Source organism: Arthrobacter arnarulunnguaqae, assembly GCF_051262515.1.
Taxonomy (GTDB): Bacteria; Actinomycetota; Actinomycetes; order Actinomycetales; family Micrococcaceae; genus Arthrobacter_N.
This window is the reverse complement of sequence record NZ_JBIMER010000006.1, coordinates 1-24,958: the sequence shown is the minus strand read 5'-3', so window position 1 is coordinate 24,958 and position 24,958 is coordinate 1. Positions and strand designations below refer to the sequence as shown.

Genomic DNA, 24,958 nt, shown 5'->3' with positions numbered 1-24,958 from the left:
GGCTACTACTCGGCCGGCGGCATCAGGACGGTGTCGATGAGGTACACCGTGGCGTTGGCGGTCTGGACGCCGCCGCAGATGACGCTGGCTCCGTTGACCATCAGTTCGTCGCCGCTGCCGGTGATCTCGACGTCGGCTCCCTGGACCGAGGTCTGCATTCCGACAACCTCGTCGGGGGTCAGCTGGCCGGGGATCACGTGGTAAGTGAGGATCGAGGAGAGCGTGTCGGCGTCCTCGACGGCGGCCGTCAGGTCGGCCTCGGGGATGGCGGCGAATGCGTCGTCGACCGGGGCGAAGACCGTGAATTCGTCGCTGTTGAGGGTGTCAACCAGGTCGACGTCCGGGTTCAGCTCTCCGGAGACGGCCGCTGTCAGGGTGGTCAGCAGCGGGTTGTTGGATGCGGCAACCGCTACCGGGTCCTGCGCCATGCCGGCGACGGAGCCTTCGCCGTCCGGAACCTGCTCGGCGTAGCCTTCGCAGCCGGGGCCGACGAGGTTGGCCGCGGGATCCATGGCCGCGCTCTCCGAGGCCGGAGCCGAGGTGGCGGCGGCCGACGAGCTGGCCGGAGCCGAGGATGCCGGCTCTTCCGGGGCGGTTTCGGTTCCTCCGGCGCAGGCCGTGAGTCCAAGGGACGCAACCGCGACCACACCGAGTGCCTTTGCGAACTTGCTGTTCATGCGCTTCATGGTGTTTCTCCTAATGCCTCGGCCCGGGGGCCGCCTGTTTCCCGACCTGTCGGTGCGGGCTGTCGAGGTGAGTTCGGAGCGGGTCCGGGATCGGATTGGATCCGGGTGAAAATCTTTTCAGGACCACGCGGCGGGCCCGGAACGACGTCGGCCGTCGCCCCGGTGGGTGAAGGTCTCCCTCGCCCTGTTCCTCGTTGTCATGGCCGCGCTGGTCACGCGGGCGCCGGCGTGGCGGCGCTGATTGTGGCGTTTGGTTTGTCGATCTACAAGCCGAAGGGCACCACCGGCTACGGGTTCACGGGTCGGCGGCGCGGATTCCGGTCGCGTCTGAACGGTCCCTGACGCTCCGGTGAACAGCGTCCGGTTATCCCTTTCCCGACCGGCCCCATGATGCAACGATGAGTTCATGAGTAACGAAAACGATGCCGGCACGAGCCGTGGAAGCAAACGCGCGTCGCCCGCGCGCAAGAACAACGATTTCGAACTGGGAAACAGCGACCTGCGCAACTTGTCGCAGCGTCGGCACGACACCGAGGAAAAGCTCGAGAAGCACCTCAAGGAACAGGAAGCCGCCCACCCGAAGCATCCGCAACACGACGGGCACCCCGTTCTGCCGGAGGGCGAGGCCCCCGTCGAACAGAAGTAGGGTGGCGGCCGAGCAGACGGAGGCCGATGGCCGCGTGGCGCGGCCCCGCCGCTAGGGGGTGGCCACGGGCTCCAGCGTCTCAATCCACATCGGCCCTTCGGCCGTGGACGCGCGGTCCGTGCTCTCCAGTAGCCCGTCTTCGCCGATCCGGTACACGCTGACGTGGTCGGATCGCTGGCCACACACCAACAAGAAGGAACCGGACGGATCGACGCCGGCTCCACGCGGTTGCGTCTCCGTGTCCGTGGTCCGCAGGAAGGTGAGCGTTCCGTTATCGGGGTCCACCGCGAACGTCGTCACCGTGCTGGAAGAGCGCTCCGTGGTGAACAGGTACCGGCCGCCGGCGCCCAGCTGGACGTCCGAGCACCAGATCGCATCCGGGCCCGGGTCGGGGCGTCCCGAGCCGCGCGCGTGGCCGGGAATCAGCCCCAGTTCCCCGGGGACGGAGCCGACCACTTGGATCTCCTCGAGCGCGCCCGTGCCGGCGTCGCGGGTGTACACGGCCACGGTTCCGGTCATCTCGTGGAGGGCGTAGACGACGTCTCCGGAGGCGGAAAACCGAAGGTGGCGCGGGCCCGAGCCCGGTGCCGAGTCGACGTGGCCGGCCTCCTCGAAGGCCTCCTCGGCGCGGTACCAGACGATCCGGTCGTCCCCCAGCGACGTCGCGTAGACGAACGCCCCGTCCGGGCTGGGGAGCACACAGTGCGCCTTGCCGCCCGGGGTCATCCGCACGGGGGCTCTGTCGCCCGGCGCGCCGTCCGCGTCCAGCGGCAGGGCCAGCACGACGTCGTCGTGGTAGGAGGCGTTGAAGAGCCACCGGCCGTGCGGATCCACGGAGAGGTAGGCGGTGCGGGCGTGGAGCGGTGCCGTACCGATGGCCGCGAGCCCCCCTCCGCTGCCCACGCGCAGGCTCGCGACCGCGGCGGCGTCCTGGTTCAGGCCGGCGTACAGCAGCCCCCGTGCCCGGTCCTGGGCCACCGACCCGACCGATGTCTGCCCCTCTTGCCGCCCGGACGGCGTCAGCTTCCCGGTCTCGGTGTCGAGTTCGAAGCCGTCGACGGAGTTGCCCGCCGGGCAGGAGATGTAAACGTTGACAGGGCTCATCGGTGCGTCCTTAGGTGGCGGCCGGTTTCCCGTCCAGCCTAGTACCGGCCGATCCGCACTAGTACATGTGCAGGCAGGCGCCGTAGCCGGAGAGGAAACGTCCGCCGCGGGCCCATGCCGAGACGACGTCGATGGCGTCCGCGCGCGTCAGCCACTGGTTGTCGCCCGGCGGCGTCCCGGGTTCGTTGCCCTCGTTTCCCATGAGTTGGGCGTACCGGAGGTTCGCTTCGTCCCCCTTGGTCTGCAGCACCAGCCAATCGCCGTCGCCCAGACGGTGGACCAGCTCCGGGATCCGGCCGACGTGTTCGAGGTCGTGCCAGCCGCTGTTCACGTCGCCGACATCCAGCTGCCATTCAAGCGGGACCTCCGGCTCGAACTGCGCCCATCAGTTGCTCCAGGGTTCGCAGGTCCGCCTGGGTGAACGTGTCTTGCCGGGGCGCCCCGAGCGCTGTCTCCATCATGGTTCCACGCTAGGGACCACCCCCGACACTTTGGCCGCGGGGGACGTGCCCAAAGCGTCGGCGCCGCCCGGTAGATTCGTTCTTGCCGAGGGCACCGAACCCGCACCACCGCCGCGGCCCACTGCACATCCCCCGCCGCACACCACAGAAGAGGACGCCATGCGCCCCGAGGAAACCGACCCGCAGGTCGCCGCCGCCCGCGCGGTAGCCACCATCGCGCACCGCGGCCAGACGGACCACGCGGGGGCGGACTACATCAGCCATCCGGCGCGCGTGGCCGGCCGCCTCACGGCTCCCGCGGAGGTGGCGGCCGCCTGGTTGCACGACACCATTGAGGACTGCGGCATCGGCGCCGACGAGCTCCTCCGCGCCGGCATTGCGGAGGACGTCGTCACCGCCGTCGTGCTGTTGACCCGTACGCCTGAAATGGGATCGGACGACTACTACCGGGCCATCCGCGCGAACCCTGTCGCCCTGGCTGTCAAGCTCGCGGACATCGCCGACAACACGGACCCGGAGCGCGTCCGGGTCCTGCGCGCCGGCGACCCGGTCAAGGCGGAGCGGCTGGCCGGCAAGTACAGGCACGCGCTCGAAATCCTCGGGGGCTGAGCCGGTGGACTGGTGGGAACCGCTGGTCGGTGTCCTCGTGGGGTTGGCGGCCGTGTACGCGGTGCTGCTGCTGGCGTTGTGGGCCTACGCCCGCCGGCACCCGGAAACCGTCGCCATGACCGACGCCCTACGCCTGCTGCCGGACCTGCTGCGCACCATCCGCCGCCTCGCCGCGGACCCGTCCATGCCCCGGTCCGTCCGCGTGAAGCTGGGCCTGCTGCTGGCGTATCTCTTGTTCCCGCTGGATCTGGTGCCGGACTTCCTGCCCGTGATCGGCTACGCGGACGACGTCGTCGTGCTCGCCCTGGTGCTGCGCTCGGTGGTTCGGTCCGCCGGGCCCGACGCGCTCCGCCGGCACTGGCCCGGGACCCCGGCGGGACTCGCCGTGATCGAGCGCCTCGCCGGAACCAATTCCGCCGCCCCATAGTCCCCGGCGCCCGCCCGTGAGACGGTGGGCGCATGGACCACGATTTCGATGCGATCATCCTGGGCATGGGCCCCGGCGGCGAGGTCGCCGCCAGCCAACTGATCGACGCCGGGCTGAACGTCGCCGTCGTCGAACGCGAACTCATCGGCGGCGAGTGCGGCTATTGGGCGTGCATTCCCTCCAAGACCCTGCTGCGTCCGGCGGAGGCGCGGTCCGAGGCCGATCGCGCGGCCGGCGTCGGCGGCGCCGCCCTGGATTGGCAAGAGGCCAGCGACTACCGGGACACCATGATCCGGCACCTCGACGACACCAAACAGGTCGATGGCTACGCCGACCAGGGTGCCACCGTGGTCAAGGAGGCCGGTCGGGCGATCGGACCGGGCCGCATCCTGGCCGGCGACCGCGAGCTCACCGCGAAGCACATCGTCGTCGCGACCGGCACCGTCCCCGTGCTGCCGGAGCTACCCGGCATCGACGACATCACGGCGTGGACCAACCGCGAAACCTACACGGCCACCACGCTTCCGGCCCGCGCGATCGTCGTCGGCGGCAGCGCAGTGGGGGTCGAGACCGCCACGTTCCTTTCGCGCTTCGGTGTAGAGGTCACGCTGGTGCACCGCGGCGGCGCGCTGCTCGGCCGCGAGGAGCCGCGCGTCGGCGAACTCGCCCTCGAATACCTCCGGGACGCGGGGGTGCGCGTCATCCTCGAGGCCTCGGCCTCCGGCGCGCGCCGCGACGGCGGCGAAAGCGTCCTGGAGCTGGAGCGCTCGGGCGGGTCCGGGAAGTTCGGGGACGACGGCGACGCGAGGGTCGCCGCCGACGTCGTCGTCTTCGCCACGGGGCGGAAGGCGAACACCGCCGACCTCGGCCTGGAGTCGCTCGGCGTGGAGCTGGGCACGAAGGGCGACGTCGTCGTGGACTCCCGCTGCCGGGCGGCCGACGGCGTGTGGGCGGTCGGCGACGTCACCGGCGTCATGCCGTTCACCCACGTCGCGAAGTACCAGGCGCGCGTCGCCACGGAGAACATCCTGGGCCGGGACCGCGAGGCCACGTACGGCGGGATCCCCCGGGTGGTCTTCGGAATCCCGGAGATCGCCGCCGTCGGGATGACCGGGCGGCAGGCCCGCGACCGCGGCCTGAACGTCCAGTCCGTGGAGCTCGACGCCGCCGCCGCGCTGGCCCGGCCGTGGACGTACGAGCGGGACCCGAAGGCGGTCCTCGGCCTGCTGGCAGACATGGAGCGGAAGGTCCTGGTCGGCGCGTGGGCCGTGGGGCCGCAGGCCGGCGAGTGGATCCACTACGCCGCGCTGGCCGTCCGGGCCGAGTTGCCGATCTCGCTGCTGCGCGACCAGGTGGCCCAGTTCCCGACGTTCCACGAGGCGTACCTGGCCGCGCTGGACAAGTTCGCCTTCTGACGGAAACCGCCCCGCGAGCGGAGCTTGCCCCGCGGCCGGCGACCTACGCGTAGGCGGGCACCGGCACAGGGACGGTGAGCCTGCCGTCGCGCATCGTCGCCACGGAGTCGGCGAGCGGGACGAATTCGGTGTCGTGCGTGACCATCACGGTCGCCACGGCGAAGTCGTCCGTCACCCGGCGGATCAGCCGGACGATCGACGAGCTGCGCTCGTGGTCCAGCGCCGCCGTCGGCTCGTCGACCAGCAGCACCTTCGGGGACCCCATGAGCGCGCGGGCGATGTTCACGCGCTGCCGCTGGCCGCCGGAGAGCTGGTGCGGGCGCTTGTTCGCCGCGTCCGTGAGCCCGACGACGTCGAGCAGCTCGGCGGCCTTGGCCCGAGCCGCGCGGAGCGGCTTTCCGCGGAGGTGGTCGCCCACCACCATCTGTTCGGCGGCGGTGAGCGATGCCAGGAGGTTCGGCTGCTGGAAAATGATCCCCACGCTGTTCCGGAGCAACTCGGAGCGCTCGGCGTCGCGGAGCGTCGAGGCGTCCGTGCCGCCGATGAGCACGCGGCCGACGGTGGGCCTCACGAGGGTCGCGGCGGTGGCGAGCAGGCTGGACTTGCCGGAGCCGGACGGCCCGACGAGCGCGAGCAGCTGGCCCGGCGCGACGGAGAGGTGGACGGAGTCGAGCGCCTTGAGGGTCCCGTCGCCGTCCGGGTACTCGAGGGTGACGCCGTCGAGCCGCAGCGCGGGCAGGTGGGTGGACGTGGACATGATCGAGATGGACATGGTGGCCTTTCGGTGGTGGATGGATGGTGGAAGGTCGGCGTCGGGCGCTGGTTGCCGCCAGGTGCCGATTGCCGCCGGACGCTAGTTGCCGCCGAGGGCGATCAGCGGGTCGACCTTGGTCACGCGTCCGACGGCGAGCGCCGCGCCCGCGAGTCCCAGGGCAACGATCCCGGCGACGGGAAGGAGCGTCGTGGCCGGTTCGATCAGGAACGGCGCGGCCCGCGCGGCGAGGAAACCACCGCCGACGCCGACCGCCCCGCCAAGCAGCGCGCCGGCCACCAGGACGACGGCGGCCTGGGTCAGGGCGTCGCGCAGGACGTAGCCGCCGGAGGCACCGAGTGCCTTGAGGACGGCGATGTCGCGGGTCCGCTGGACCGTCCACACCGTCAGGAACGCGACGATGACCAGGGCCGAGATCCCGTAGAGGAAGACCTGCATCATCAGCAGCGACCCGTTCTCGCTCTTGTAGGAGCCAAGTGCCTGGAAGGATCCGGTGCGGGTTACGCTCACGGTGTTTGCGGCCAGGTCCGCGGCTTCGGGGTCCACCGTTGGGGCGCCGGCCCCGGCGTCGTCGTACGTGACCGCGGCGACCGTGCCGAGCTGATCCGGGTCGCCGAGGTGGGCAAGCGAGGCCCAGGTGGGCAGTGCCGTCCAGACGACGCTGGTGTGCGAATACCACCGGTCCTCGACGATGCCTCCGACCCGCAGTTCGATTCCGCCGAGCGTCGCTCGGTCGCCGGCCTCCAAACCCAAGTCCGCGGCCACGGATTCGCCGAGGACCATGGCGTGTTCCCCGACCTCCAGCGGGGCCAAGGGGCTTCCCGCTTCGACGCCGAAGACGGCGACGTTGGCGGTGCCCGCGCCGCCGTCGTTCCCGGGCAGGCCCTGGAGGCGGTTCTGGCTGATGCCGAGCGGCTCGGCGCGGGCGACACCGGGCCGGGCGCCCCACGCCTCGACTTGTTCGGCACTGACTTGGCTTTCGGTGAACGACGCCGTGGGTTCGTTCCCGGCCGGGGCGCCGAACACGATCCGGTCCGCCGCGGCGCGGGAACCGTTGGCCCCGAGCCGATCGATCGCGGACGTCGACTGGTCCCCGAGTCCGGCGGTGAGGCCGGAGAGCATGACCAGGAGCAGGGTGATGAGGGCGACGACGCTTCCCATCAGGGCGAAGCGTCCCTTGGCGAATCGGAGGTCGCGGAGGGCGAGGAACACGGTGGACTTCTTCCGGTCGGGGTTTAGTTGGGGCTACCCCTCAACCCTCCCGCCGGGCGCGTGCGGAGGCATCGCGCCGACGGTTGATCCTCGGGAACCGTTCGGTGGGTTCCGGGGTCAACCATTCGGTTGATCCGCTCCCTTGCGAGGCGGCATAGGCTGGGACAATGCCTGCCGTGGAACCCCGAGACGCCGCCGAGTTGCCGGACGCGACGCCGCCGGACTCCGCACCCCAGAACTCCGCATCCTCGAACTCCGCACCCTCAGTCTCCGCGATCCTGCTGACCCTTCGGGTGGCCCTGCACCTGGGCTTCGCGGTCCTGCTGGCCGTGGCGATCCTCCGACTGCACCTCGGGGAGGCGGACGCCGGCAGTGGTTTCGGGGGCGGTTTCGGCGGCGGCCCGGTGTTCGGCGGCGGCGCACCTGCCCGCTACGCGTTCTCCGGCGCGGCCCTGTTGTTGGCGGGCGTGTACGTCGCGGGAACGGTGGTCGAAAAGCGGTTCGCGGAGGGGGCGTCGTCGTTCAATCCGCGTCGCCTCGGCGTCCCGTGGCTCCTGGTGGTCACGCTGATCTGGGCGGCCTTGCTCGCCGGAAGCCCCGACTTCTCCTGGCTCGCCTTCCCGCTCTTTTTCCTGCACCTGCACCTGCTGCCGCTGCGGTTGGCGCTGCCGGCGATCGCCGTAATGACGGCGGCCGTCGTCGCGTCGCAGTGGGCGGGCAGCGGCCTGCCCGTCCCCCCTTTGGCCGCGGTTCTCGGCCCCGTGGTCGGCGCCGCGTTCGCCGTCGTGATGGGGCTCGCCTACCGCGCCCTGTACCGGGAGGCGGACTTCCAGCGGCGCTCGGCGGACGAGCTGCGCCGCACCCGCGCGGCGTTGGCGTCCACCCAGCACGACGCCGGCGTGCTGGCCGAGCGCGAACGGCTGGCGCGGGAAATCCACGACACCCTGGCCCAGGGCCTCTCCAGCATCGTCCTGGTTTCGCGGGCGGCGGAGCGTTCGCTGGAGGACGGCGACGCACCCGCGGCCGCCGAGCGGATGGCCCTGGTGCGGCAGACCGCCTCGGACAACCTGACCGAGGCGCGCGGTTTCGTGCGCGGCTTGTCGGCGCAACTGGAGGAATCCTCGTTGGTGGACGCCCTGCGCCGGCTATGCCGCGCGACGGAGGCGCAGGCCGCCGCGCACGGGAGTCCCCTGTCGTGTCGATTGGAGCTGGACGGCGATCCCGCGGAGCTGCCCCCGCCGCTCGCCGTCGCGCTGCTGCGCGCCGCGCAGTCCAGCCTCGCCAACGTGCGTGAGCACGCCCGGGCGGGCACCGCCGTCGTCACCCTCGCCTCCCTCGGCACCGAGGTCACGCTGGACGTGTACGACGACGGCGCGGGCTTCGACCCGGCCGCGTTCCTCGGCGGGCCCGGCGGTGGGGCGGACCGCGCCGCCGATGCGGCGCCCGGAACCGACGGGCGCGGCTTCGGCCTGCGCTCCCTGGGCGACAGGGCCGCTTACCTGGGCGGAACCCTGAACGTCGAGTCGGCTCCGGGCGAGGGCACCGTGGTCGCCGTGCGGCTCCCCCTCGTCTCGGGTGCGGCAGTGGAGGGAGGTTCGTGAGCGCGGTGGTCCGCGTCCTGATCGTGGACGACCACCCCGTGGTCCGCGCCGGGTTGCGCGCCATGCTCACGGAGTTCGAGGGCGTCACCGTGGCCTCCGAGGCCGGCGGCGGGGAGGCCGCGATCGCCGAGGTCCAGCGCCAAATGGCGTTGAGCGAGCCGGTCGACGTCGTGCTGATGGACCTGCAGATGGGCGAGGGGATGGACGGCGTCGCCGCGACGGCGAGGATCCGGAAGCTCGAGGCCGCGCCGGCCGTGCTGATCCTGACCACGTACGACACCGACGCGGACATCCTCGCCGCCGTGGAGGCCGGCGCGAGCGGTTACATGCTCAAGGACGCGCCGCCGGAGCAGATCCGGCAGGCCGTGGCGGCGGCCGCCGCGGGGCAGACCGCACTGGCTCCGCGGGTCGCGGCGCTGCTGATGGGGCGGATCAGCAATCCGGCTCCGGCGTTGACCCCGCGGGAGCTACAACTGCTCGAGCTGCTCGCGACGGGCCTGCCGAACCGGCAGATCGCCAAGCGGCTGTATGTCTCGGAGGCCACGGTCAAGACTCATCTGGTACACATCTACGCCAAGCTCGGCGTCGAGAACCGCACGGCGGCCATCGCGGTGGCCCGGCGGCGCCACATCATCCGGCAGTAGGGCCGGGCGTGAGGGCCGACCGGAGCGCCGGGAGGGTCAGGCCCCGGCTTCGTTCTGGTTTGCTTCGCTCTGGCCCGCTTCGTTCTCGCTGCTGTCGGAGTACTCGGAGACGTCCTCCGGCGGCACACCGGTGCCGGGTGCCAGCCCGTCGATGTTCCGCAGTGTCCCGTCGAGGCGGTCCTCGGGGTCGTCCACGGTTTCGGGATCCTCGTCCGGCGAGCCTGCGGAGACGGGCGCCGCACCCAGGCCGCCTGGATTGTTCTCCGTCTCCGGGTCCGGCGCGGCGTCCTGCTGCTCGTCGGCGATGTTGTGCTCGGGCCGGTCGTCTTCGGAGACGAATCCGGACAGCTCCTCGTCGGGGCGGCCTTCGGTGGCGTCCATCGCGTGGTCGGTGGCGTCGGGGATTTCGTTGGTCATCGTCTTACCTTCCCATGGGCGGATCGGGTCAAAGCATGCGGAGCTGGACTCAGGCTGCGGCCTTCGCCGGCGCCGTCTCCGCTCCGGCGCCCTCAGCGATGAGCCGGCGGGCCTCCTTGAGCGCCCACCCGGAGTCCTTTTTGTCCAACTGTGCCAGGAGCAGGAGGTTGGCGATCCGCTGCTCGCGGCGGGTGTCGTCGGCCGCGCGCGCCATCTCGATCATCGCCAGCACGCGGGCATGTGCCCGCCGGCCGCGGGCCTCGGAGCCGCTGTCCTCCGCGTCGGTGTCCGCGAGCAAACCGAGTGCCTCGGTCAGGATGTCGTTCATGGTCAGCGTCCCCTTGGTCGTCGGCGCCACAGCACTGTGTCGCCCGTCATGCGATGGCCGTCACATCGACCCTATCCACGGCCCCCGACGGAATGAAACCGATGCGTCATAAGACGTGCGTCACACCACTGGCCGCTTACATGCGCTTTTTGGTGCGCGCCGTCGCCGGCGCCGTCCACGGATCCTCCGGCCAGGGGTGTTTCGGATAGCGGCCGCGCATCTGGGCGCGCACCTGCGCATAGGGCCCAGACCAGAACGACGCCAGGTCGTCCGTCACCGCCAGCGGCGCCCCGCCCGGGGAAAGCAGGTGGAACAACAGCGGCACCCGTCCATCCGCCACGCGCGGCGTGTCCGCCCACCCGAAGCACTCCTGCAGCTTCACGGCCACCACGGGCCTGCCGTCGCCGTCGACGTCCGGGTAGTCGATCCGCACCCGTGAACCGCTCGGCACCTCCAGCCGTTCCGGCGCCAGTTCGGCGAGCCGCGCGGCCTCGGGCCAGGGCAGCAGCCGGCGCAACGGATCCGCCAGCCGGACGGCACCGGCGGGCTTCCCGCCGGCGAGCGCCTCCAGTTCCGGCGCGAGCCAGTCGGCGAGGCGGGCCAGCAGCGCGGGTTCGGAGACGTCCGGCCACGGGTCGCCCAGTTCGCGGTGGAGCAGGGCCATGCGCCGCCGCAACCCGTCCGCGTCTGCGGACCATCCGATCACGCCCAGCCCGTCCTCCGCGAGGGCGCGGGCCACGGCGTCGCGCCCCTCTTCGGCCGTCGGCCGCACCGGCGTCGAGGACAGCACGATCGCACCGAGGACGCGTTCGCGCCGTGCCGCGATCCTGCCCTGCCGGAACCGCGCCTCCACGCGTTCGTGGAGCAGATGGGCGGCGGCGGCCGCGGCGGTGTCGGCCTCCAGCGGGGCCGCGGCGCGGATCACGGCGCCGGTCCCGGCGGCGTCGCGGCCCTGCGCGCGGGACACCTCGGCCACGGCGAGCCATTCGTGGCCGGCCAGCGGGCTTCCAGCCGGGAGGCCCGCGCGCGTGCCGGACGCGAGCAGGTAGCTCTCCCCCGCCTTCGACTCCACGCGGCGCGCCACCCAGCCGGGGAACGCGAGCGCCACCACGAATCCCACCGCCTCGCCCGCGGGGACGGGTTCGGCGGGGACGACGCCGGGCCCCTCCTGCCGCGCGAGCCCCTCCAGCCGCTTCGCCTCGTCCTTCCACCGCCGCGCCGCGGGTTCCCGCCCGGAGCGCAGCCCCGCGAGCAGTCGGGTGAGGTCCGCCCCGGGCGCGCGGAGGTCGCCGGAGACCAGAGCGACGGCCTCGGCCGCGGTCCGCCGGCCGACGACGGTGGCCCCGTCGAGCAGCGCGCGGGCCAGCCGGGGGTCGGCGGGCACGCGGGACAACGAACGGCCGAGCGCGGTGGCCCGCCCGTCGTCGTCGACCGCCCCGAGCGCCTCGAGTACGGCAACGGCGTCGGCCATCGCGGCGGCCGGAGGGGCGTCGGGCAACGCGAGGCCCTCGCCGCCGGGGGCTCCCCAACAGGCCAGGATCAGCGCGGCGCCGGCCAGGTCGGCGGCGGCGATCTCCGGCGTCGGGTGGGCGGGGGCGGCCCCGAACGTGCGCTGGTCGTAGCAGCGCACCACCGTTCCGGGCCCCTGTCGGGCGGCGCGGCCGGCGCGCTGGTCGGCGGAGGCGCGCGAGCAGGACACCGTGACCAGCCCGGACATCCCGCGGGTGGAGTCGCGGCGGGGCTCGCGGGCGAGGCCGGAGTCGATGACCAGCCGCACGCCCGGCACGGTCAGCGACGACTCCGCCAGCGACGTGGACACGATGATCCGCGGCGCGCCGCCGGACCCGCGGCCGGACACGGCGCGGTCCTGCAGCGCCGGCTCCACCTGCCCGTGAAGCTCCAACACCTCCGTGCCGGCGGACCGGCCGCGGAGCCGCGACGCCACGTGGGAGACCTCCCGCGCTCCGGGCACGAAGACCAGTGCGTCGACGTCGGCGTCCTCGGCGAGCGCCCCTGCGTGGGCCGCGGCGGCCGTGTCCGCCACGTGGTCCAGGAACGCCCGCGTCACCCCGCGCTCGTCCATCCGGGCCGCCGGCGCCGGCGCCCACCGCACGTCCAAGGGGTGCAGCGCGGACGGGCAGTCGACGACGGCGGCCGGGCCGGCGCCGTCGTGCGCTCCGATCAGCGCGGCGAAGCGCGGGGCGTCGAGCGTGGCGGACATCGCCAGGAGCGTGAGGTCCCCGCGGAGCTGGCGGACCTCGCCGAGCAGCCCGACGAGCAGGTCGGTCTCGAGGCCGCGCTCGTGGACCTCGTCGATGATGACCGCGGCAGTGCCGTCGAGGCCGGGGTCCGCGAGGAGGCGGCGCAGGAGGATGCCGGGGGTGACGAATTCGACGAGCGTGTCCGGGCCTGCGTGGCGCTCGCCGCGGACGGTGTATCCGACGCGGTCCTTCAGCGGCGTGCCGTCCAGCGATGCGAGGCGCCGGGCCGCCGAGCGCGCGGCGACGCGACGCGGTTGGGTGACGACGACGCGCGGGCGGTTCACGGTTCGGCGCGGCGAGGAGGTTTGCGTCGATTGCGCCCCGGCGACGAGATTCGCGACGAGCGGCGGGACGAGCGTTGTCTTGCCGGTTCCGGGCGGTGCCTGCACGACGGCGGTGCCCGCCTCCCCGCCCGCGCCCAGTGCCGCGGCGAGGTCGTTCAGGGACGCGGCGAAGGTCAGGCCGGCGCCGATGGAGGGGAGGTCGAACGGTGCACTGTGCGCGGGGTCCTGCGGGGCGGGAGTCACCCGTCCATTCTGCCCGCCGCGGGGTTGGCCCCCGCCGCCGCCGTGCCAGGTGCCGCCGCCGTATCGCGCGCCGCCGCCGTACCGTCGTGAACGGCTTTGCGGGACCGCCCGCGCAAACCCCCTTGTCAGCCCACCGCGGTGCGCTCAAACTCGCTCAGGACAGTTCAAAACCGCTCACGAAGGGCACGGCTTAGGACGAGTTCCGGGGCGAGTGCTGGGACGAATGGGCCCGGCCGGACTTCCGAGCGGCCCCGCCCTCAGTACTCGCCCCTCATGGCTCCGGAACGGCACGCATACGATCCCGCGGACTCCCCCATGGACGCCTTGGGGAACCTACACTCGTCACATGGCACTGATCCACCAAGCCGAGCTGCGGCCCTCGAAGCGTGAGCTCGTCGCGGCCTGGTTGCCGGCACAGCCGTGGTTCCGGGGAGGCAATCTGGCGTCGCTGGCTCGCGTGGGCGCCTACCGGTTCGACGACCCCGACGGCGAGGTCGGCGTCGAAACGTTCCTCATGTCCCTGGACGGCACGGTCTATCACTTGCCGCTGACCTACCGGGCGGCTCCCCTGGACTGCGCCGAGGAGTGGCTCGTGGGCACCATGGAGCATTCCGTTCTCGGTCCGCGATGGGTCTACGACGGGTGCGGCGACCACGTATACATCGCCGCACTGGTGGGCGCTATGGTGGCGGGCCAGCCGCAGGCGCAGGAAGTCACCGAGGTCAACGGCGGCACGGAGGTCCGACAGCCGTCGGTACTGATCAAGAGCCTGGGACCTGTTCTCCCGCTCGCCCCGCGCATGGGAATCCGCAGCCCGGTCACCGAGGACGAACACACCGTCGTCCGTTCCGGGGACCTGGTGCTGTCCGTGTCCCGGGTCCTGTACCTGGGAGGGCACATCGGCGGCAACTGGGCGCTGACCGCAACGTGGGCCGGTCGGCAGGAACCGGTCCAGCTCGCGTCGCTGAACCACGAGGGCAACTGACCGGAATTCGTTTCCGCCTTCGACGACGACACGCACCCCTATTGCGACGCCCTGGACCGTGGTATTCCGGATTCATGACGACTCATAGCAAGGCATTGGCCGCCGTCGCAGGCGGAACGCTGGCTGTCGCCCTGTTGGCGGGCTGCAGCAACAACACCGGTTCGGACGCGGCCGACGACGGTGCGGCAGGCGGTCCCACGGCCGCCCCTTCATCGCAGGACAGTTCGAGCCCCGCAAGTGCGTCCGCGTCCGAATCGGCGTCCGGCTCTGCGACGGAATCCGCCAGCTCGTCGGCGCCAGCGAGCGCCGAGGGAGGGGATGCGATCGCCACCGCGATCGAGACCGTCGAGGCCGACGGCGGCCAGGCGGTCGGCATCGAGCGGAAGGACAACGGGGGCGGACGCTGGGAACTCGAGGTCCTAGACGGCGAAGAGCTCTTCCAGATCGAGGTCGACTCCTCGGGCCAGAACCCCGGGGCTCGCGAGCCGGAGGACACGGACGCCGGCGAGTTGGACCGGATCCGGTCCGCCACCGTCCCGCTCGCCGAGGCTCTCGAGACAGCCCGCGGCGAGGCCGCCGACCAGGATCTCCTGAAGGCGGAGATCGAGGACGAGGACAACGTCGTCGTGTGGAAGGTCGAGTTCGGCACGGACGGCGAGGAGATGATCGAGGTCTTGGTCGACGCCGCCAGCGGCGAGATCGTCAAGTAGGTTCCGGCTTCCCCCTGTTGTCCACGTCGTTGTCCACGTCCCTCTAATTGTCCATGGCGCTCTGGTTCTCCACCTCCCCCTAGTTGTTCACGACGAACGCGGGCCTGCAGATGTGTGCGATGCCGGCGAGGATGGTGACCTTCGGCGCGTCGGGGCAGCTGTTCTCTGCCTCCCAGCCGATGAACTTCGATCCGTCGGCGGCCCGCGCCTCCAGCCGGACCTCCGTGCCCGCAGGGAAGAACGCGTTGCTGCAGGTGCCGGATGTGTCATTCGAGGTGAAGATGCAGTCGATGCCCGCGGGCGACGACGTGACGCGCCCCGACCCGGTTCCACCACGGGACAGCGAAACGCTTCCGGTGGTGCTGCTCTGTTCGTTCGTGACTGTCAGCGTCGAGGAACGAGTCACACCCTCGGCCGTGGCGATGATGGTCGAGGATTGGCTGTTGGTGACGGCCACCGTGGCGACTTCGAAGCTGGCCCTCGTCGCTCCTCCCGCAACGGTCACGGACGGGGGAACGGTTGCGACGGTCGTGTTGTTGCTGCTCAGGAAGACGGTGAACCCGCCGGAGGGCGCGGCCGCCGTGAGCGTCACCGTACCGGTGACCGGATTGCCACCCACCACGGTCGTCTGGCTCAGCACCAGCGTGGACAGCGCGGTTTGGGTGGTCGGGGGCGGGCTGCTCGGCGGCGGGCTACCTTGCACGGTGCATCCCGAGAGTCGCGCCGAGGTTGCCGTGGCCGAGCCGTCGTTGACGTCCACCGTGCAGTCGGCCGGGGCAACGAAGGACGATCGGTCGATTTTGAAGCGGCCCTTCCCGTCGCTCGTGCCCATGGCGATGCCGTCGACCGTGATGGTCCGGCTGGCGATGGCCGTGCCTTCCAGCCGGAGGGAGGTGCCCGTGAGTTCGGCCCGGGACACCGAGACCGCGGCGGCGGCCGGCGTGGCGAGGAACAGTGGGAACAAAAGCAGTGAAACCAAGAGAAGACCGATGGAGCCGAGATGATCCGGGGCTCCCTTCCGGGAACGCGTTTTCATGGTTATTCCTTAGAAACCTGGCGCGTGCCGGAGGGCAGGAAACCCGCGGCCGTGGCCTCGATGCCTTAAGGCTACGCCCGGGATTCTGGCGCGACAACGGCCTGCTGGCGCCACGGTTTCCGCATGCGCTTCCTAGCCGTTTTCCCCGGCGGTTCCGGGTCCCCGGGGATCCGGCCGAGCACCCTTTCCACCGGCCGGTGGCCCGCCCGTGCCGCCTGCGACCGGCGCCGGGGTGGTGTCCACACCGGCGGTGAGGCGGACCGTGTAGCCGTCGGCGGTCCCGGCCGTGGTGGCGCCGAGTTGGCTGGCGCCGCCGTCGTCCCCGAAGACGTTGTCCGACTCCAGCGTGACTCCGGCGAGGGTCCGGGCGGAGGATTCGTAGCCCGCGGTGGCGTAGGCGACTTCACACGCCCCAGGCGGGAGAGCGACCTGCGAGGTGGCGATCGCGTTGGCCCCGTCCGTGATGGAATCGCGGTCGGGGTAGACCTCGAAGTGGATGTGGGGCCAGCGTCCGGGATAGCAGGCGGGGAAGACTCTGGTGAAGGTGACTTTGCCGTCGTCGTCCGCGATTTGGACGCCGCGCAGGTAGTTCTCCGACTCCACGCCCGATGAGTACATGGAATAGCGCCCTTCGCAGTCGCAGTGCCAGACGTACACGGCGACGCCGGCGAACGGGACGCCGCCGTTGGCGAGGTCGGTGATCGTCAGTTCGAGCGCCATCGGGACGCCCTCGGCCGTGGTGGTGGATTCGCCGAAGCTGGTGCGGATGTCGCTGCGCACGATGCCGCTCTCCCCCAGCACGTCCGGTCCGTTGGAGCCGTCCCCGGGATACGGGCCGGCGGTCTCGTCGGGAATCTCGCCGCCGGATGCGCCCGCCGTCGCGGAGGACGAGGACGACGTCGTGCCCGTCGCCCCGCAGGCCGCCAGTCCGAACGCCACGGTGCCGAGGCCGAACGCCTGCAGGACGTTGCGGCGGTGCAGCAGGGTGTCGACGTCGAAGCCGAGGCCCTGGTCCTCAATGTCCTCGTCAGGTCGGGGCAGCGTCCGGTTGCGGACGCGGGCCATGCGGTCCGCGGGGCAGTTCGCCGGGACCCGCCGCGGGCCGTTCGACGGATTGTGCGCTGAGTTGCCCGCCGGGCTATGCGCCGGCTTGTGCGGTGAGCTTTTCGCCGAGGTGTTGGTGTTCTTCATGGCGTCTTCTCCCGTGCTGTTCGACTGGTCTCGAGCCTAGGAGGCCGTACTGTGGCGAAACTGTGGCGGATCTATCGGCCCGCTGTCAGGACGTCCGACCGACGGCGGCGAGGATCGCCTCCCCGAGGTCCGCCGGCCGGGTGAACTGCGGCCAGTGCCCGGTGGGGAGGTCCACCATCTCAAAGTCCTTGATGCGCTTGAGTTCGGACGGATACGGATGGTCTTCGTCCATCAAGCCCCGGAGCATCTCGGACGGGAACTCGCAGGTGATCACGGTGGCCGGGATGTCGTAGCGGTGCTCGTCGGCGAGTCGCTGCCGGTCCTGCGCAACCCCGCGCGGCTCCGGAATGGCGCGGGTGCGGAAGGCCTCTTTGATCTCGCCGGTCAGCCCGACCAGGTCCTCGTCCCCGAACACGTCCCAGTCCGGCAAGGGGACTTCGTCGCCGTCGGCCGGGAGCTCGTAGTTGATGAGCCCGCCGTCGCCGAGAGGGACGCAGTCCACGTACACGGCGCGCGCCACGCGGTCAGGCCTCGCGTCCACGGCGCCGTGGATGATGGCCCCGCCGCCCGAGTGCCCCACCAACACCACAGGGCCGCCGTCCAGGCCATCGACCACGGCCGTCACGGCGTCGATGTGGTCGCGCAGACCAATGCCGGCGCGTGGCGCGTGCACCGAATCCTTGCCGGGCAGGGTGAGTGGGTGGACGCGGTGCCCGGCGGCCGTCAGCGGCGGTGTCACTTCGTCCCACGAGGACGCGTCCAGCCAGAATCCGGGTACCAGGATGATGTCCATGTGCAGACGATACCTCCGTGCTAGTCGAAGAGCGCAAGGTGCAGCTCCGGATGGAAGTAGGTGTTGCGAAGCGGCCGTCGATCGGGGTCCACACGTGCTGGCGGGATCCAGAATGGGACGCCTTTGATCATCCGTATCTCCCACTCCCCGTCATGCAGCAGGTGGTGGTGGAAAGGACAGACGAGGGCGCCGTTCGAGCAGTCGGTCTGGCCGCCGCGCGACCACCATTCGACGTGGTGCGCCTCGCAGGCGTCGCCGGGCACCGGGCATCCGGCCGAGGTGCATCCTCGATCCCTCGCGTACAGGATTTTTCGCTGTTCCTCGGTGAATAGCCGTTCGGACCTACCCGCGTCAAGCACTTGTCCGGCGCTGCCGAGGACGACGGGGATGATCTCCGCGTCGCAGGCCATCCGGCGGATGTGCCGGGGGTTGATGGTGCCGCTGTGGACGGCTTCGGAAATCTGCTTCCCGCGCTCGGCGACCTGTCCGAGGAGAGTCTGGTAGTCGATGATGACCATGACCTGCGGGCGGTTGCCGCCGTTGCGCGGAAGCTTGTTCGTGGCGAGCGCGACGCCGAGCGCGCCGAGTAGCCCGTCCAAAAGACGCTGGGGGCGGGTGCGCGGATCCTCCGGCGCCTGCACGGCTTCACCGTCGGCTGTCTCGGCGTAGGTGTCCGCGTCGGCCATGCTGCCAGTCACGGCGCCAGTCTCGGCGTCGGGCGTCTCTGGCTCTGACGCGGTGGCGGCCCCCGCGTCAGTCTCATCCTCCGGTCCACTGATCGGAGACCCCGTTGCGTCGGGTGCCGCCTTGCGAGGGCCGGTGCGAGGATTGGCCGCCGGTGCGCAGGCGGCCAGCAGCTGTTCGGCCTGCGCGTCGTCCATGATCAGCTTGATGATGCGCATCCCGAACTTGCGTCCGCAATCGAAGACGCCCTGCATGAGTTTTTTGGTTTCCTCGGAAGGTTCCTTGCCGTCCTGGTCCAGACGGAGTTCCCACACGTCCGCGACCTTGTGCATGGTCTCCGGCCCGGCCTGAAGCGCCGTTTCCACGAGGCTCGTCTCCATCGCATCGAGTTCGCGCTGGCCGCCTTCCGGGAGCTGCTTGGCAACGGGGGTGACGCGCGCGAGCTTTCCGGCAATCTGACCGGCGAGCGTGGCCGACAAGTCCCCCGATTCGACGGCCCGCGCGGCGACGGGATACCTCGGGGGCAGCGTTTCACCGGTCAGGGACTTGCTCGGAAGGACGGCGTCGGCGACCTGAAGGCGCTTGCGTGCTTCGGCTTGGCTGATGAGGAGGGTCTTGGCGAGATAGTCGGCCGTCGACTTGTACTCGGCGTGGCCGCCCGCCGCCTTCGCCGCGCCGAGCAGGGTGATGTTTTCACGATCCGCGGCCTGTGCCGCGACAATCTGGGCACGCTGGACCTCGTGGTGCAACCGCTCGATCTCGGGAAGCAGCGCAGCAATTTCATCGCGGCTCAAGGGGTGGGACGAGAAGGCCTCGGTCGCTCCGCGCACCAAAGTCCCCAGCGACCGGAAGTCCGGTCCTTGGGTCGTCACCTCCGCCACCGAGGAAGTCATACATCCATCTTGTTCGAATATGTCTTCGATTTGAATCGCTTCCGGTCCAATGGGGACAACCGATACTTCTCCGCTCCTTGTGGAGGTCGAGTGGCCCATCGCCGCTCGCCACAACCACCGAGGGCCCCCGGTTCGCCGCCGGTGGGGTCGCGGCCGCGGCGGATCCTTCGATCCCTTGCGCATCCCCGACCGGACGAGGATCGTAACCCGGAGCACCAGCCGTCCGCGCAGAGCGGCAGCACACCCAGAACGGAGATCCAGATGAGCATTCCACCATCCGAGCCGGCCCCGTCCACGCCCGATCCCGGCCGACCGTTCCCGGATCCGTCGCCCTTTCCCCAACCGATGCCCGGGCCGGAGCCCTCGCCCGAGCCGGGACCCTCGCCGGACCCCGCGCCGGACCCGGGCCCGTCCCCCGTGCCCGAGCCGGAGATCCCGCGCCCGGACCCCACGAGCCCGCCGCGCGACGCCTGATCCGAACGCCAACACCACGACAAAACGACGCCGGTGCGGTCGCCCACCACGAGGCAACGTACGACGCCGACGCCTTGCCAACGGCACGACGGTGACGGCGGCGCCTCCTCGCCACTCTGGACCTACGACTCGAGTTGGCGATGGCGCGGACGCCCGAAGCGGGGCGGCAACGGTATTGACTTAACGGGCGTCCATCAATTCAGCGCTTCCACGTCTCCTTCACGGCTTGGGCCACCTTCCGGTAGACCACTCTGGCCTCGGGCCCGGACGCGACCTTGTACAGTTCCTGGGCCGTGCCGAACACCTGCTTGGCCTTGCGCTGAATCTCCGGATCGCGGGCCAATCCCGCCGCGCGGTCCCTAGCGGCCAAGGCCCTGTTCCTCGCGTGCGCCAAGCGCCCGGCGTCCGCGGCGCCTCCGCCAAACTGATTGTTGCCCATGTCGCTCACGGCCATCCCTCTCGGTTGTAATAACACCATCGTAGGCATGACAGCCCCTGTCGGCTTGTCTTCATGTGGCTTGGGAGAACTCGCGGCGGATTCGCCGGCTTGGACATCATCATCAACGGCGCAGACGGCTTGATTAGTGGCACCCTGCGCGGGAACGACGGCTGGTTCAAGGACGCATAAGGTCGCGATTCAGGAGGCGTTGACAGTGGCGAAGCCGGCGTGGGCCAGGCGGGCCGTAATTTGGACGGGCAAGGTCTGGGAGGTTGGCAGTGGGCCGTATTCGCCACGGTCCAGACCCGCTTTACGTTATTCATCAGATCGGCGGATCACCTGGCTGTCCGATATCAATGGCAAGAGCTAGTGTCATGTTCCATGGGGGAACAAGCGCGAATCGCGCTCACTATGGCAGAAAGACTCGCCGTGCAGTATCCGGCGGATCGGATCTTTTCGAAGACACCGGAACCGGGGCTGACACTCGTTCCAATGCTCCCTCGTTTCCGGCAGCCCAGAAATGGTCTTTTGGCAACCGCGCTCGCGAGCAGGTCCAAAGCTTCCGACATAGAGGTGAAGGTTCGCGGCCGGGTGGCGTGGCCAGCCGTAGAGCTCCGAAATCTGTCAGCTGCTCAGGCTAAAAAATTAGCCAAGGACACGAAGTTCGTTTGGCACGCTGGTCCGCGCGGCTGGAACGTGTGCTTCGCGGGGTCCCGCGGCTTTTCACCCGTTCGGTCGACGGCGGATTTAGTCCCTTCCGGGGAGTCCGGATTCGGAGCGGTGAGCCGCGGCGCCGGACTCGCAGCTGGCGCTCCTCCTTGGAAGAGCGCCCGGGTTCCCGGATGGCACTCGTCAGCCCTGGGAGCAAACTGTGATTGCGGCAGTGCAATCCAGCTGCTCGATTGGTGGCACCCAGATGCACTGCCCACCAGGAACAACCACGTCGCATTCTGCCCGCGCGGTTGTTATGCCCCTAGTCCGGTCGCCACCCGTTGGAAACGCATACTCCAGCATCGACGGGAATTCGACGCCAGCCTTGCCACGCAGAACCGTAAGGGGCGCGAATATAAGATTTACACAGTTGAAGTATCAGGCCTGTCCACTGCTGCCAAGACGGTCTATGTGGGTCAGACCAGCAAGTCGATCGACGAACGACTCCGCGAGCACGGCGATCCGAACCACCCTCGACCGGTCAGGATCTTCAACAAGAAGAACGGCGGAAAAGTCGGCGATCTTGTATCGCTGCCGATGCTGCAAGACATGCGCCTTCTGAGTCTCTCCGCTGCCCTTACCGGTGAGTCCTGGGTGGCGGAGGCCCTGCGGTTGAAAGGATTGCGGGTCGAAGGTGGGCATTAGGACAAGCCTCATGATTTTTGCTGCGCCGAAGCGGGCCAGAACATGACCATGAACATGCCGATATCCGAACACGGCGTTGAAGGGACACTGGGTAACCTCCGGAACCGGATACCCGGTCAGGCGGCGATGAGTGCCTGTCTCGAAATTCACCGGAACGACCCCGAACGCTCGTGGTTGCGGCGGGTATTCGGAGCCAGTCCACTCAGTACCGAGGCGTGGCCCTGGTACCAAGGTGCACTCGGCGAGGCCCGCGTGGGTCGGTTGCTCCAAAACATCGGTCCCGAATGGACGGTCCTGCACGCTGTGCCCGTGGGATCGGACGACTCCGACATCGACCACGTCGTCATCGGGCCCGCCGGCGTGCTCACGCTGAACACCAAACACCACGCCGGCCAGGCCATCTGGATCGCAGGGAAGACCGTCCTCGTGTGCGGAAAGAAGCAGCGCTACGTCCACGCTGCCACCCATGAGGCGACGCGCGCGGCCAAGCTGCTGTCCGCCGCGTCCGGACAGGATGTACAGGTGTCCGGCGTGCTCGTCTTCGTCGGGGCCAAAAACCTCAAGGTGAAGGACCGCTTCCCCGCCGTGGCCGCCGTCACCGACGGCCAGTTGTTGCGGCACCTCAAGCGGCTCCGGCCAACCCTCACGCCCGCACAAGTTGCCGCCGTCGGCGCCGCTGCGGCTCGACCCGAAACGTGGCACAAGAATCCCACACCAGCAGATTCGCCCGCCGCAGTCTCCGGCAATTTCGCAGCCCTGCAATGGCGCGTCCGCGGGGCGCGTCGCCGCCGCATGGCGTGGGCAGGCGTCGCCTTCGCCGGATTCCTGGGAGCCGCGGCCTCCTTGCCGACTGCTCTGCCATTACTCGCGGATATGTTCGCAGCCCGATAGACAACGCAATGGCTCGACGCCGGTGCCGTATAGGTTAGCGCCCGCCCGCCGGACCTCGCGATGCAGGGCCATCCGGCGCCGGCTCACCCGAGGTCGGCTCCTCGCCCTCGACCTCCGAGCCCGCTTGCCGGGCCGCCCGAACCTTGGGATCCTGCGGCACCTCGCCGTGCGGCGGCGGGTTGTAGTACTTCTTGTACCGCTCGTCCTCGTGCTGGTGGTTGCCCACTGTGTCCTCCCTCGTGTGGTCCCGTGCCTCCACGGTGGCACCGCCGTTGCCCGTCTTCAACAGCGCGCGTTGACTCGGTGGAGATACTCCCGAACGGGTGCGTGCCAATTTAGAAACGCCCACGAAACTCCGGCGGTCTGTTCTGGCACCAGGCCTGCTGGGTCGATGATGCCTGTGGAGGTCTAGTGGCCCTTCACCGCCCGCCACGAGCGCGGAGGGACTGTCCGGTCCACCCACCGATGACCGGGTCCGAGCCCTCGCCTGAGCCGGGCCCGTCCCCCGTCCCCGAGCCGGAGATACCGCGCCCGGACCCCACGATCCCGCCGCGCGACCCCTAGTCCGGACACCCAACGCCGAAGGCCCAATGCAGGAGACCCGACGCCGAACGCCAGCACCTCAACAGAACGACGCCGGCGCGGTCGCCCACCGTGGGGGCCGAGCCGGCGTCGACCGCTCAGGCGAGGGCGGACCGCGCCCGGCGCTGGAGGCCGTTCCCGCCAACTGCTTCACCTTCCGCTGGGCGTTGGCGTCCTTGGCGAAGCCCGCGGATGAAAGATGCCCGGGACGTGTCCGCGCGCTTTCCCGTTCTCGGACGGGCCCAATCGGACCGGCCCTTTGGGACCTGCCTGCGTCGTCTCGCGCGCGGCGGTTTGCCCGTCAGGACTCCAAAACCGCCCGGGCGAACGCCCGTTGCACGGGGTTGGGTCCCGCGGACCAGCATCCCGTTGCCCCGGGCCCCACCCCCACCACGCGCAGGACCTGGCCCAGCGGCTCCGGCAGCGCCGGCGCGTCCCGTACCGTCAGCGGCTCGCCGTCGCGGCGTTCGTAGCCCAGCATGCCCAGGCCCTCCAGCGCGCGGTCGATCCACTGATCGCGGCTTGCAGCACCCTCGGCCGCGACGATCAGCCAAAGCATCGCGTAGTGCCGCTGGACGGCGTTCGCCTTCCGGGGAACGGCGCGCCTCACCAGGTGGCTCCACAGGGAGCCGGTGGAGCGCGCCACCCGGAGTCCGGCCGCGGTCGCCACGAGCCGCCGCCCCTCGGCGCGTAGCAGGCCCGCCCGGATGGCGGCCTCGCGCAGGAACAGGATGCTGTGCGTATTGACCTCGGTCTTGCCGCCGAGACGGACGCTGCTCTCTTCCTCCCAGCCGAGGCCGGCGATCACCGTGCGCAGGGCGGCGGGCGTCAGGTATTCGGCCGCGGTCAGCGGCAGCCCGTCACCAGCGCACGCCTGAACCAACCAGCGGAAGGGTTCGACGGCGCCCGCCGCACCAACCGGCGCCGAGGCCGGGACAGCATCCGGCTCGCCCAGCGGGTCGACGCCCGCGCGGTGTAGCGCTGCCGCGAAGGAGAACGCGGGGTAGTCGTCCAGGTCAGCCAGCCAACGCGCCGCCAGGTGTCCGAAATCCCCCGGCGCGCCCACGGGCACGACGCCGGCATCACCACCATCCCACCCGTAGGGCCTGCCCAAGGCGAAGCAGACCGCGGAGCTGGCGGCACCGACGTCGTACACCTCGGGTTCGAAGGGCGTCCAGTAGGTGTCCTGCGCGTCGATCCACTCGGCCACCTCGGCGGCGTCGGGGTCCTCGGGTCGCGCCCCGGCAAGAGCGCGCGCCTCAAGCGCCGCGTACCAGCCGTGGAGACCACCCACGTCCTCGAGCGGAACGCGCAGGGCACCGTCGAGCACCAGCGCTTCCGGATCCTCGACGTTCGCGGGACGTTCGGACACGAGGCGGATGGTGTGCATCCAACCATCGCCGAAGTCGTATTCGTACCAGAGCGTGTCGCCGGCGAGGCGGAGCGCGCCCGCGACCGTCTCGCCGGTTTCGGGGAACTGGTTCGGTCCGTCCTCCTCGAACCGTTCGAGGGCGCCGCCGATCTCGGTCATTTGCCAGAATCGCGTGTCCCGTAGCTGATGCCCGCGGGGAGTGGCATAGGGGTCGCGGTCCATGAAGTGGTGCAGGTGCGAGTCGGTCCAGCCGAGCGCGGCCTGCAGGACCCGGTGGAAGCGGTCCAGCCCCATGGCGGCGTCGATCTCCAGCGTCCGCCAGATAGCAGGTTCCGATCCGACGAGCTCGACGTGGACGGTCAGAAGCGTGCGTTTATCCATGGGTCAAGTCTGCCGGACGCGCCCGTGACCGTCTCGTCAACCCCGAGACCCGCCCGCTAGT

General features: G+C 70.4%; 26 protein-coding genes. 11 read left to right on the top strand and 15 right to left on the bottom strand.

Annotated elements, in window-relative coordinates; genetic code table 11:
- Window positions 1-5: 5 nt before the first annotated feature.
- Window positions 6-686, bottom strand: coding sequence for a fasciclin domain-containing protein (locus tag ACHAAJ_RS07485; protein WP_435727390.1), 681 nt, complete (start codon window positions 684-686; stop codon window positions 6-8).
- A gap of 406 nt (window positions 687-1,092) precedes the next feature.
- On the opposite strand from ACHAAJ_RS07485, the gene ACHAAJ_RS07480 reads away from it, so the two are divergent.
- Window positions 1,093-1,332: a hypothetical protein gene (locus ACHAAJ_RS07480; protein WP_435727389.1), complete on the top strand. Its 240-nt coding sequence runs from the start codon at window positions 1,093-1,095 to the stop codon at window positions 1,330-1,332.
- A 51-nt stretch (window positions 1,333-1,383) separates the two neighbouring features.
- Here the strand turns inward: ACHAAJ_RS07480 and ACHAAJ_RS07475 are convergent, their stop codons facing one another.
- The gene (locus tag ACHAAJ_RS07475) at window positions 1,384-2,436 is read right to left on the bottom strand and encodes a lactonase family protein (protein ID WP_435727387.1); all 1,053 of its coding nucleotides are present in this window, start codon (window positions 2,434-2,436) and stop codon (window positions 1,384-1,386) included.
- Window positions 2,437-2,494: 58 nt separating this feature from the next.
- Window positions 2,495-2,767: a hypothetical protein gene (locus ACHAAJ_RS07470; RefSeq protein ID WP_435727386.1), complete on the bottom strand. Its 273-nt coding sequence runs from the start codon at window positions 2,765-2,767 to the stop codon at window positions 2,495-2,497.
- A 289-nt stretch (window positions 2,768-3,056) separates the two neighbouring features.
- Here ACHAAJ_RS07470 and ACHAAJ_RS07465 point away from each other — a divergent pair, with 289 nt between their 5' ends.
- From ACHAAJ_RS07465 to ACHAAJ_RS07455, 3 genes are read left to right on the top strand one after another with little or no spacing between them, the layout of a single operon-like run.
- Window positions 3,057-3,506 carry an HD domain-containing protein gene (locus ACHAAJ_RS07465; protein ID WP_435727384.1) on the top strand — a complete coding sequence of 150 codons (450 nt, stop codon included), beginning with the start codon at window positions 3,057-3,059 and terminating at the stop codon, window positions 3,504-3,506.
- Between the two features lie 4 nt (window positions 3,507-3,510).
- Window positions 3,511-3,933, top strand: coding sequence for a YkvA family protein (locus ACHAAJ_RS07460; protein WP_435727383.1), 423 nt, complete (start codon window positions 3,511-3,513; stop codon window positions 3,931-3,933).
- 32 nt (window positions 3,934-3,965) lie between these two features.
- Entirely contained in the window at window positions 3,966-5,348 is a 1,383-nt protein-coding gene (locus ACHAAJ_RS07455; RefSeq protein WP_435727382.1) for a dihydrolipoyl dehydrogenase family protein, read from the top strand.
- Window positions 5,349-5,391: 43 nt separating this feature from the next.
- Here ACHAAJ_RS07455 and ACHAAJ_RS07450 read toward each other — a convergent pair whose 3' ends face one another.
- Both ACHAAJ_RS07450 and ACHAAJ_RS07445 read right to left on the bottom strand, forming a co-directional pair.
- Window positions 5,392-6,120: an ABC transporter ATP-binding protein gene (locus ACHAAJ_RS07450; RefSeq protein ID WP_435727381.1), complete on the bottom strand. Its 729-nt coding sequence runs from the start codon at window positions 6,118-6,120 to the stop codon at window positions 5,392-5,394.
- Window positions 6,121-6,201: 81 nt separating this feature from the next.
- The gene (locus ACHAAJ_RS07445) at window positions 6,202-7,332 is read right to left on the bottom strand and encodes an ABC transporter permease (RefSeq protein WP_435727380.1); all 1,131 of its coding nucleotides are present in this window, start codon (window positions 7,330-7,332) and stop codon (window positions 6,202-6,204) included.
- 167 nt (window positions 7,333-7,499) lie between these two features.
- On the opposite strand from ACHAAJ_RS07445, the gene ACHAAJ_RS07440 reads away from it, so the two are divergent.
- Both ACHAAJ_RS07440 and ACHAAJ_RS07435 read left to right on the top strand, forming a co-directional pair.
- Window positions 7,500-8,933 carry a sensor histidine kinase gene (locus tag ACHAAJ_RS07440; RefSeq protein ID WP_435727379.1) on the top strand — a complete coding sequence of 478 codons (1,434 nt, stop codon included), beginning with the start codon at window positions 7,500-7,502 and terminating at the stop codon, window positions 8,931-8,933.
- Entirely contained in the window at window positions 8,930-9,577 is a 648-nt protein-coding gene (locus tag ACHAAJ_RS07435; RefSeq protein ID WP_435727377.1) for a response regulator, read from the top strand. Before ACHAAJ_RS07440 ends, ACHAAJ_RS07435 begins: the two co-directional genes overlap by 4 nt.
- Window positions 9,578-9,613: 36 nt before the next feature.
- On the opposite strand, the gene ACHAAJ_RS07430 is transcribed toward ACHAAJ_RS07435, so the two are convergent.
- The 3 genes from ACHAAJ_RS07430 to hrpB form a co-directional block, all read right to left on the bottom strand.
- Window positions 9,614-9,994 carry a hypothetical protein gene (locus tag ACHAAJ_RS07430; protein WP_435727375.1) on the bottom strand — a complete coding sequence of 127 codons (381 nt, stop codon included), beginning with the start codon at window positions 9,992-9,994 and terminating at the stop codon, window positions 9,614-9,616.
- Window positions 9,995-10,043: 49 nt separating this feature from the next.
- On the bottom strand, window positions 10,044-10,322 hold the full coding sequence (locus ACHAAJ_RS07425) for a hypothetical protein (RefSeq protein WP_435727374.1): 279 nt from the start codon (window positions 10,320-10,322) through the stop codon (window positions 10,044-10,046).
- A gap of 136 nt (window positions 10,323-10,458) precedes the next feature.
- On the bottom strand, window positions 10,459-13,110 hold the full coding sequence (gene hrpB, locus ACHAAJ_RS07420) for an ATP-dependent helicase HrpB (protein ID WP_435727372.1): 2,652 nt from the start codon (window positions 13,108-13,110) through the stop codon (window positions 10,459-10,461).
- A gap of 346 nt (window positions 13,111-13,456) precedes the next feature.
- On the opposite strand from hrpB, the gene ACHAAJ_RS07415 reads away from it, so the two are divergent.
- Entirely contained in the window at window positions 13,457-14,095 is a 639-nt protein-coding gene (locus ACHAAJ_RS07415) for a CG0192-related protein (protein WP_435727371.1), read from the top strand.
- A 74-nt stretch (window positions 14,096-14,169) separates the two neighbouring features.
- Window positions 14,170-14,805: a PepSY domain-containing protein gene (locus tag ACHAAJ_RS07410; protein WP_435727370.1), complete on the top strand. Its 636-nt coding sequence runs from the start codon at window positions 14,170-14,172 to the stop codon at window positions 14,803-14,805.
- Between the two features lie 79 nt (window positions 14,806-14,884).
- Here the strand turns inward: ACHAAJ_RS07410 and ACHAAJ_RS07405 are convergent, their stop codons facing one another.
- The 4 genes from ACHAAJ_RS07405 to ACHAAJ_RS07390 all read right to left on the bottom strand — a co-directional run bounded on the left by ACHAAJ_RS07405 (window position 14,885) and on the right by ACHAAJ_RS07390 (window position 19,402).
- Window positions 14,885-15,841, bottom strand: coding sequence for a hypothetical protein (locus ACHAAJ_RS07405; protein ID WP_435727368.1), 957 nt, complete (start codon window positions 15,839-15,841; stop codon window positions 14,885-14,887).
- 132 nt (window positions 15,842-15,973) lie between these two features.
- A complete protein-coding gene (locus ACHAAJ_RS07400) occupies window positions 15,974-16,906 on the bottom strand; it encodes an intradiol ring-cleavage dioxygenase (RefSeq protein WP_435727604.1) in 933 nt (310 codons plus the stop codon).
- A 211-nt stretch (window positions 16,907-17,117) separates the two neighbouring features.
- Window positions 17,118-17,825 (bottom strand): alpha/beta fold hydrolase, encoded by a 708-nt coding sequence (locus ACHAAJ_RS07395; protein WP_435727367.1) that lies wholly within the window; start codon window positions 17,823-17,825, stop codon window positions 17,118-17,120.
- Window positions 17,826-17,845: 20 nt separating this feature from the next.
- Window positions 17,846-19,402 carry an HNH endonuclease signature motif containing protein gene (locus ACHAAJ_RS07390; RefSeq protein WP_435727366.1) on the bottom strand — a complete coding sequence of 519 codons (1,557 nt, stop codon included), beginning with the start codon at window positions 19,400-19,402 and terminating at the stop codon, window positions 17,846-17,848.
- A 261-nt stretch (window positions 19,403-19,663) separates the two neighbouring features.
- Here ACHAAJ_RS07390 and ACHAAJ_RS07385 point away from each other — a divergent pair, with 261 nt between their 5' ends.
- Entirely contained in the window at window positions 19,664-19,876 is a 213-nt protein-coding gene (locus ACHAAJ_RS07385; protein WP_435727364.1) for a hypothetical protein, read from the top strand.
- Between the two features lie 199 nt (window positions 19,877-20,075).
- On the opposite strand, the gene ACHAAJ_RS07380 is transcribed toward ACHAAJ_RS07385, so the two are convergent.
- Entirely contained in the window at window positions 20,076-20,315 is a 240-nt protein-coding gene (locus ACHAAJ_RS07380) for a hypothetical protein (RefSeq protein ID WP_435727362.1), read from the bottom strand.
- 1,122 nt (window positions 20,316-21,437) lie between these two features.
- Between ACHAAJ_RS07380 and ACHAAJ_RS07375 the strand changes: the two genes are divergently transcribed.
- The gene (locus ACHAAJ_RS07375) at window positions 21,438-21,671 is read left to right on the top strand and encodes a hypothetical protein (protein ID WP_435727361.1); all 234 of its coding nucleotides are present in this window, start codon (window positions 21,438-21,440) and stop codon (window positions 21,669-21,671) included.
- A 42-nt stretch (window positions 21,672-21,713) separates the two neighbouring features.
- The gene (locus ACHAAJ_RS07370; RefSeq protein WP_435727359.1) at window positions 21,714-22,562 is read left to right on the top strand and encodes a nuclease-related domain-containing protein; all 849 of its coding nucleotides are present in this window, start codon (window positions 21,714-21,716) and stop codon (window positions 22,560-22,562) included.
- Window positions 22,563-22,596: 34 nt separating this feature from the next.
- On the opposite strand, the gene ACHAAJ_RS07365 is transcribed toward ACHAAJ_RS07370, so the two are convergent.
- Both ACHAAJ_RS07365 and ACHAAJ_RS07360 read right to left on the bottom strand, forming a co-directional pair.
- Entirely contained in the window at window positions 22,597-22,848 is a 252-nt protein-coding gene (locus tag ACHAAJ_RS07365) for a hypothetical protein (RefSeq protein ID WP_435727357.1), read from the bottom strand.
- 597 nt (window positions 22,849-23,445) lie between these two features.
- On the bottom strand, window positions 23,446-24,897 hold the full coding sequence (locus tag ACHAAJ_RS07360) for a plasmid pRiA4b ORF-3 family protein (RefSeq protein WP_435727355.1): 1,452 nt from the start codon (window positions 24,895-24,897) through the stop codon (window positions 23,446-23,448).
- Window positions 24,898-24,958: the final 61 nt, after the last annotated feature.

Bases quoted from the DNA above. Each gene is read 5' to 3' on its own strand.
- ACHAAJ_RS07380 (WP_435727362.1), bottom strand. From the start codon at position 20,315: ATGGGCAACAATCAGTTTGGCGGAGGCGCCGCGGACGCCGGGCGCTTG.
- ACHAAJ_RS07410 (WP_435727370.1), top strand. From the start codon at position 14,170: ATGACGACTCATAGCAAGGCATTGGCCGCCGTCGCAGGCGGAACGCTG.
- ACHAAJ_RS07475 (WP_435727387.1), bottom strand. From the start codon at position 2,436: ATGAGCCCTGTCAACGTTTACATCTCCTGCCCGGCGGGCAACTCCGTC.
- ACHAAJ_RS07455 (WP_435727382.1), top strand. From the start codon at position 3,966: ATGGACCACGATTTCGATGCGATCATCCTGGGCATGGGCCCCGGCGGC.
- ACHAAJ_RS07395 (WP_435727367.1), bottom strand. From the start codon at position 17,825: ATGGACATCATCCTGGTACCCGGATTCTGGCTGGACGCGTCCTCGTGG.
- ACHAAJ_RS07360 (WP_435727355.1), bottom strand. From the start codon at position 24,897: ATGGATAAACGCACGCTTCTGACCGTCCACGTCGAGCTCGTCGGATCG.
- ACHAAJ_RS07485 (WP_435727390.1), bottom strand. From the start codon at position 686: ATGAAGCGCATGAACAGCAAGTTCGCAAAGGCACTCGGTGTGGTCGCG.
- ACHAAJ_RS07465 (WP_435727384.1), top strand. From the start codon at position 3,057: ATGCGCCCCGAGGAAACCGACCCGCAGGTCGCCGCCGCCCGCGCGGTA.
- ACHAAJ_RS07425 (WP_435727374.1), bottom strand. From the start codon at position 10,322: ATGAACGACATCCTGACCGAGGCACTCGGTTTGCTCGCGGACACCGAC.
- ACHAAJ_RS07390 (WP_435727366.1), bottom strand. From the start codon at position 19,402: ATGACTTCCTCGGTGGCGGAGGTGACGACCCAAGGACCGGACTTCCGG.
- ACHAAJ_RS07430 (WP_435727375.1), bottom strand. From the start codon at position 9,994: ATGACCAACGAAATCCCCGACGCCACCGACCACGCGATGGACGCCACC.
- ACHAAJ_RS07370 (WP_435727359.1), top strand. From the start codon at position 21,714: ATGACCATGAACATGCCGATATCCGAACACGGCGTTGAAGGGACACTG.
- ACHAAJ_RS07405 (WP_435727368.1), bottom strand. From the start codon at position 15,841: ATGAAAACGCGTTCCCGGAAGGGAGCCCCGGATCATCTCGGCTCCATC.
- ACHAAJ_RS07450 (WP_435727381.1), bottom strand. From the start codon at position 6,120: ATGTCCATCTCGATCATGTCCACGTCCACCCACCTGCCCGCGCTGCGG.
- ACHAAJ_RS07415 (WP_435727371.1), top strand. From the start codon at position 13,457: ATGGCACTGATCCACCAAGCCGAGCTGCGGCCCTCGAAGCGTGAGCTC.
- ACHAAJ_RS07440 (WP_435727379.1), top strand. From the start codon at position 7,500: ATGCCTGCCGTGGAACCCCGAGACGCCGCCGAGTTGCCGGACGCGACG.
- ACHAAJ_RS07480 (WP_435727389.1), top strand. From the start codon at position 1,093: ATGAGTAACGAAAACGATGCCGGCACGAGCCGTGGAAGCAAACGCGCG.
- ACHAAJ_RS07400 (WP_435727604.1), bottom strand. From the start codon at position 16,906: ATGGCCCGCGTCCGCAACCGGACGCTGCCCCGACCTGACGAGGACATT.
- ACHAAJ_RS07385 (WP_435727364.1), top strand. From the start codon at position 19,664: ATGAGCATTCCACCATCCGAGCCGGCCCCGTCCACGCCCGATCCCGGC.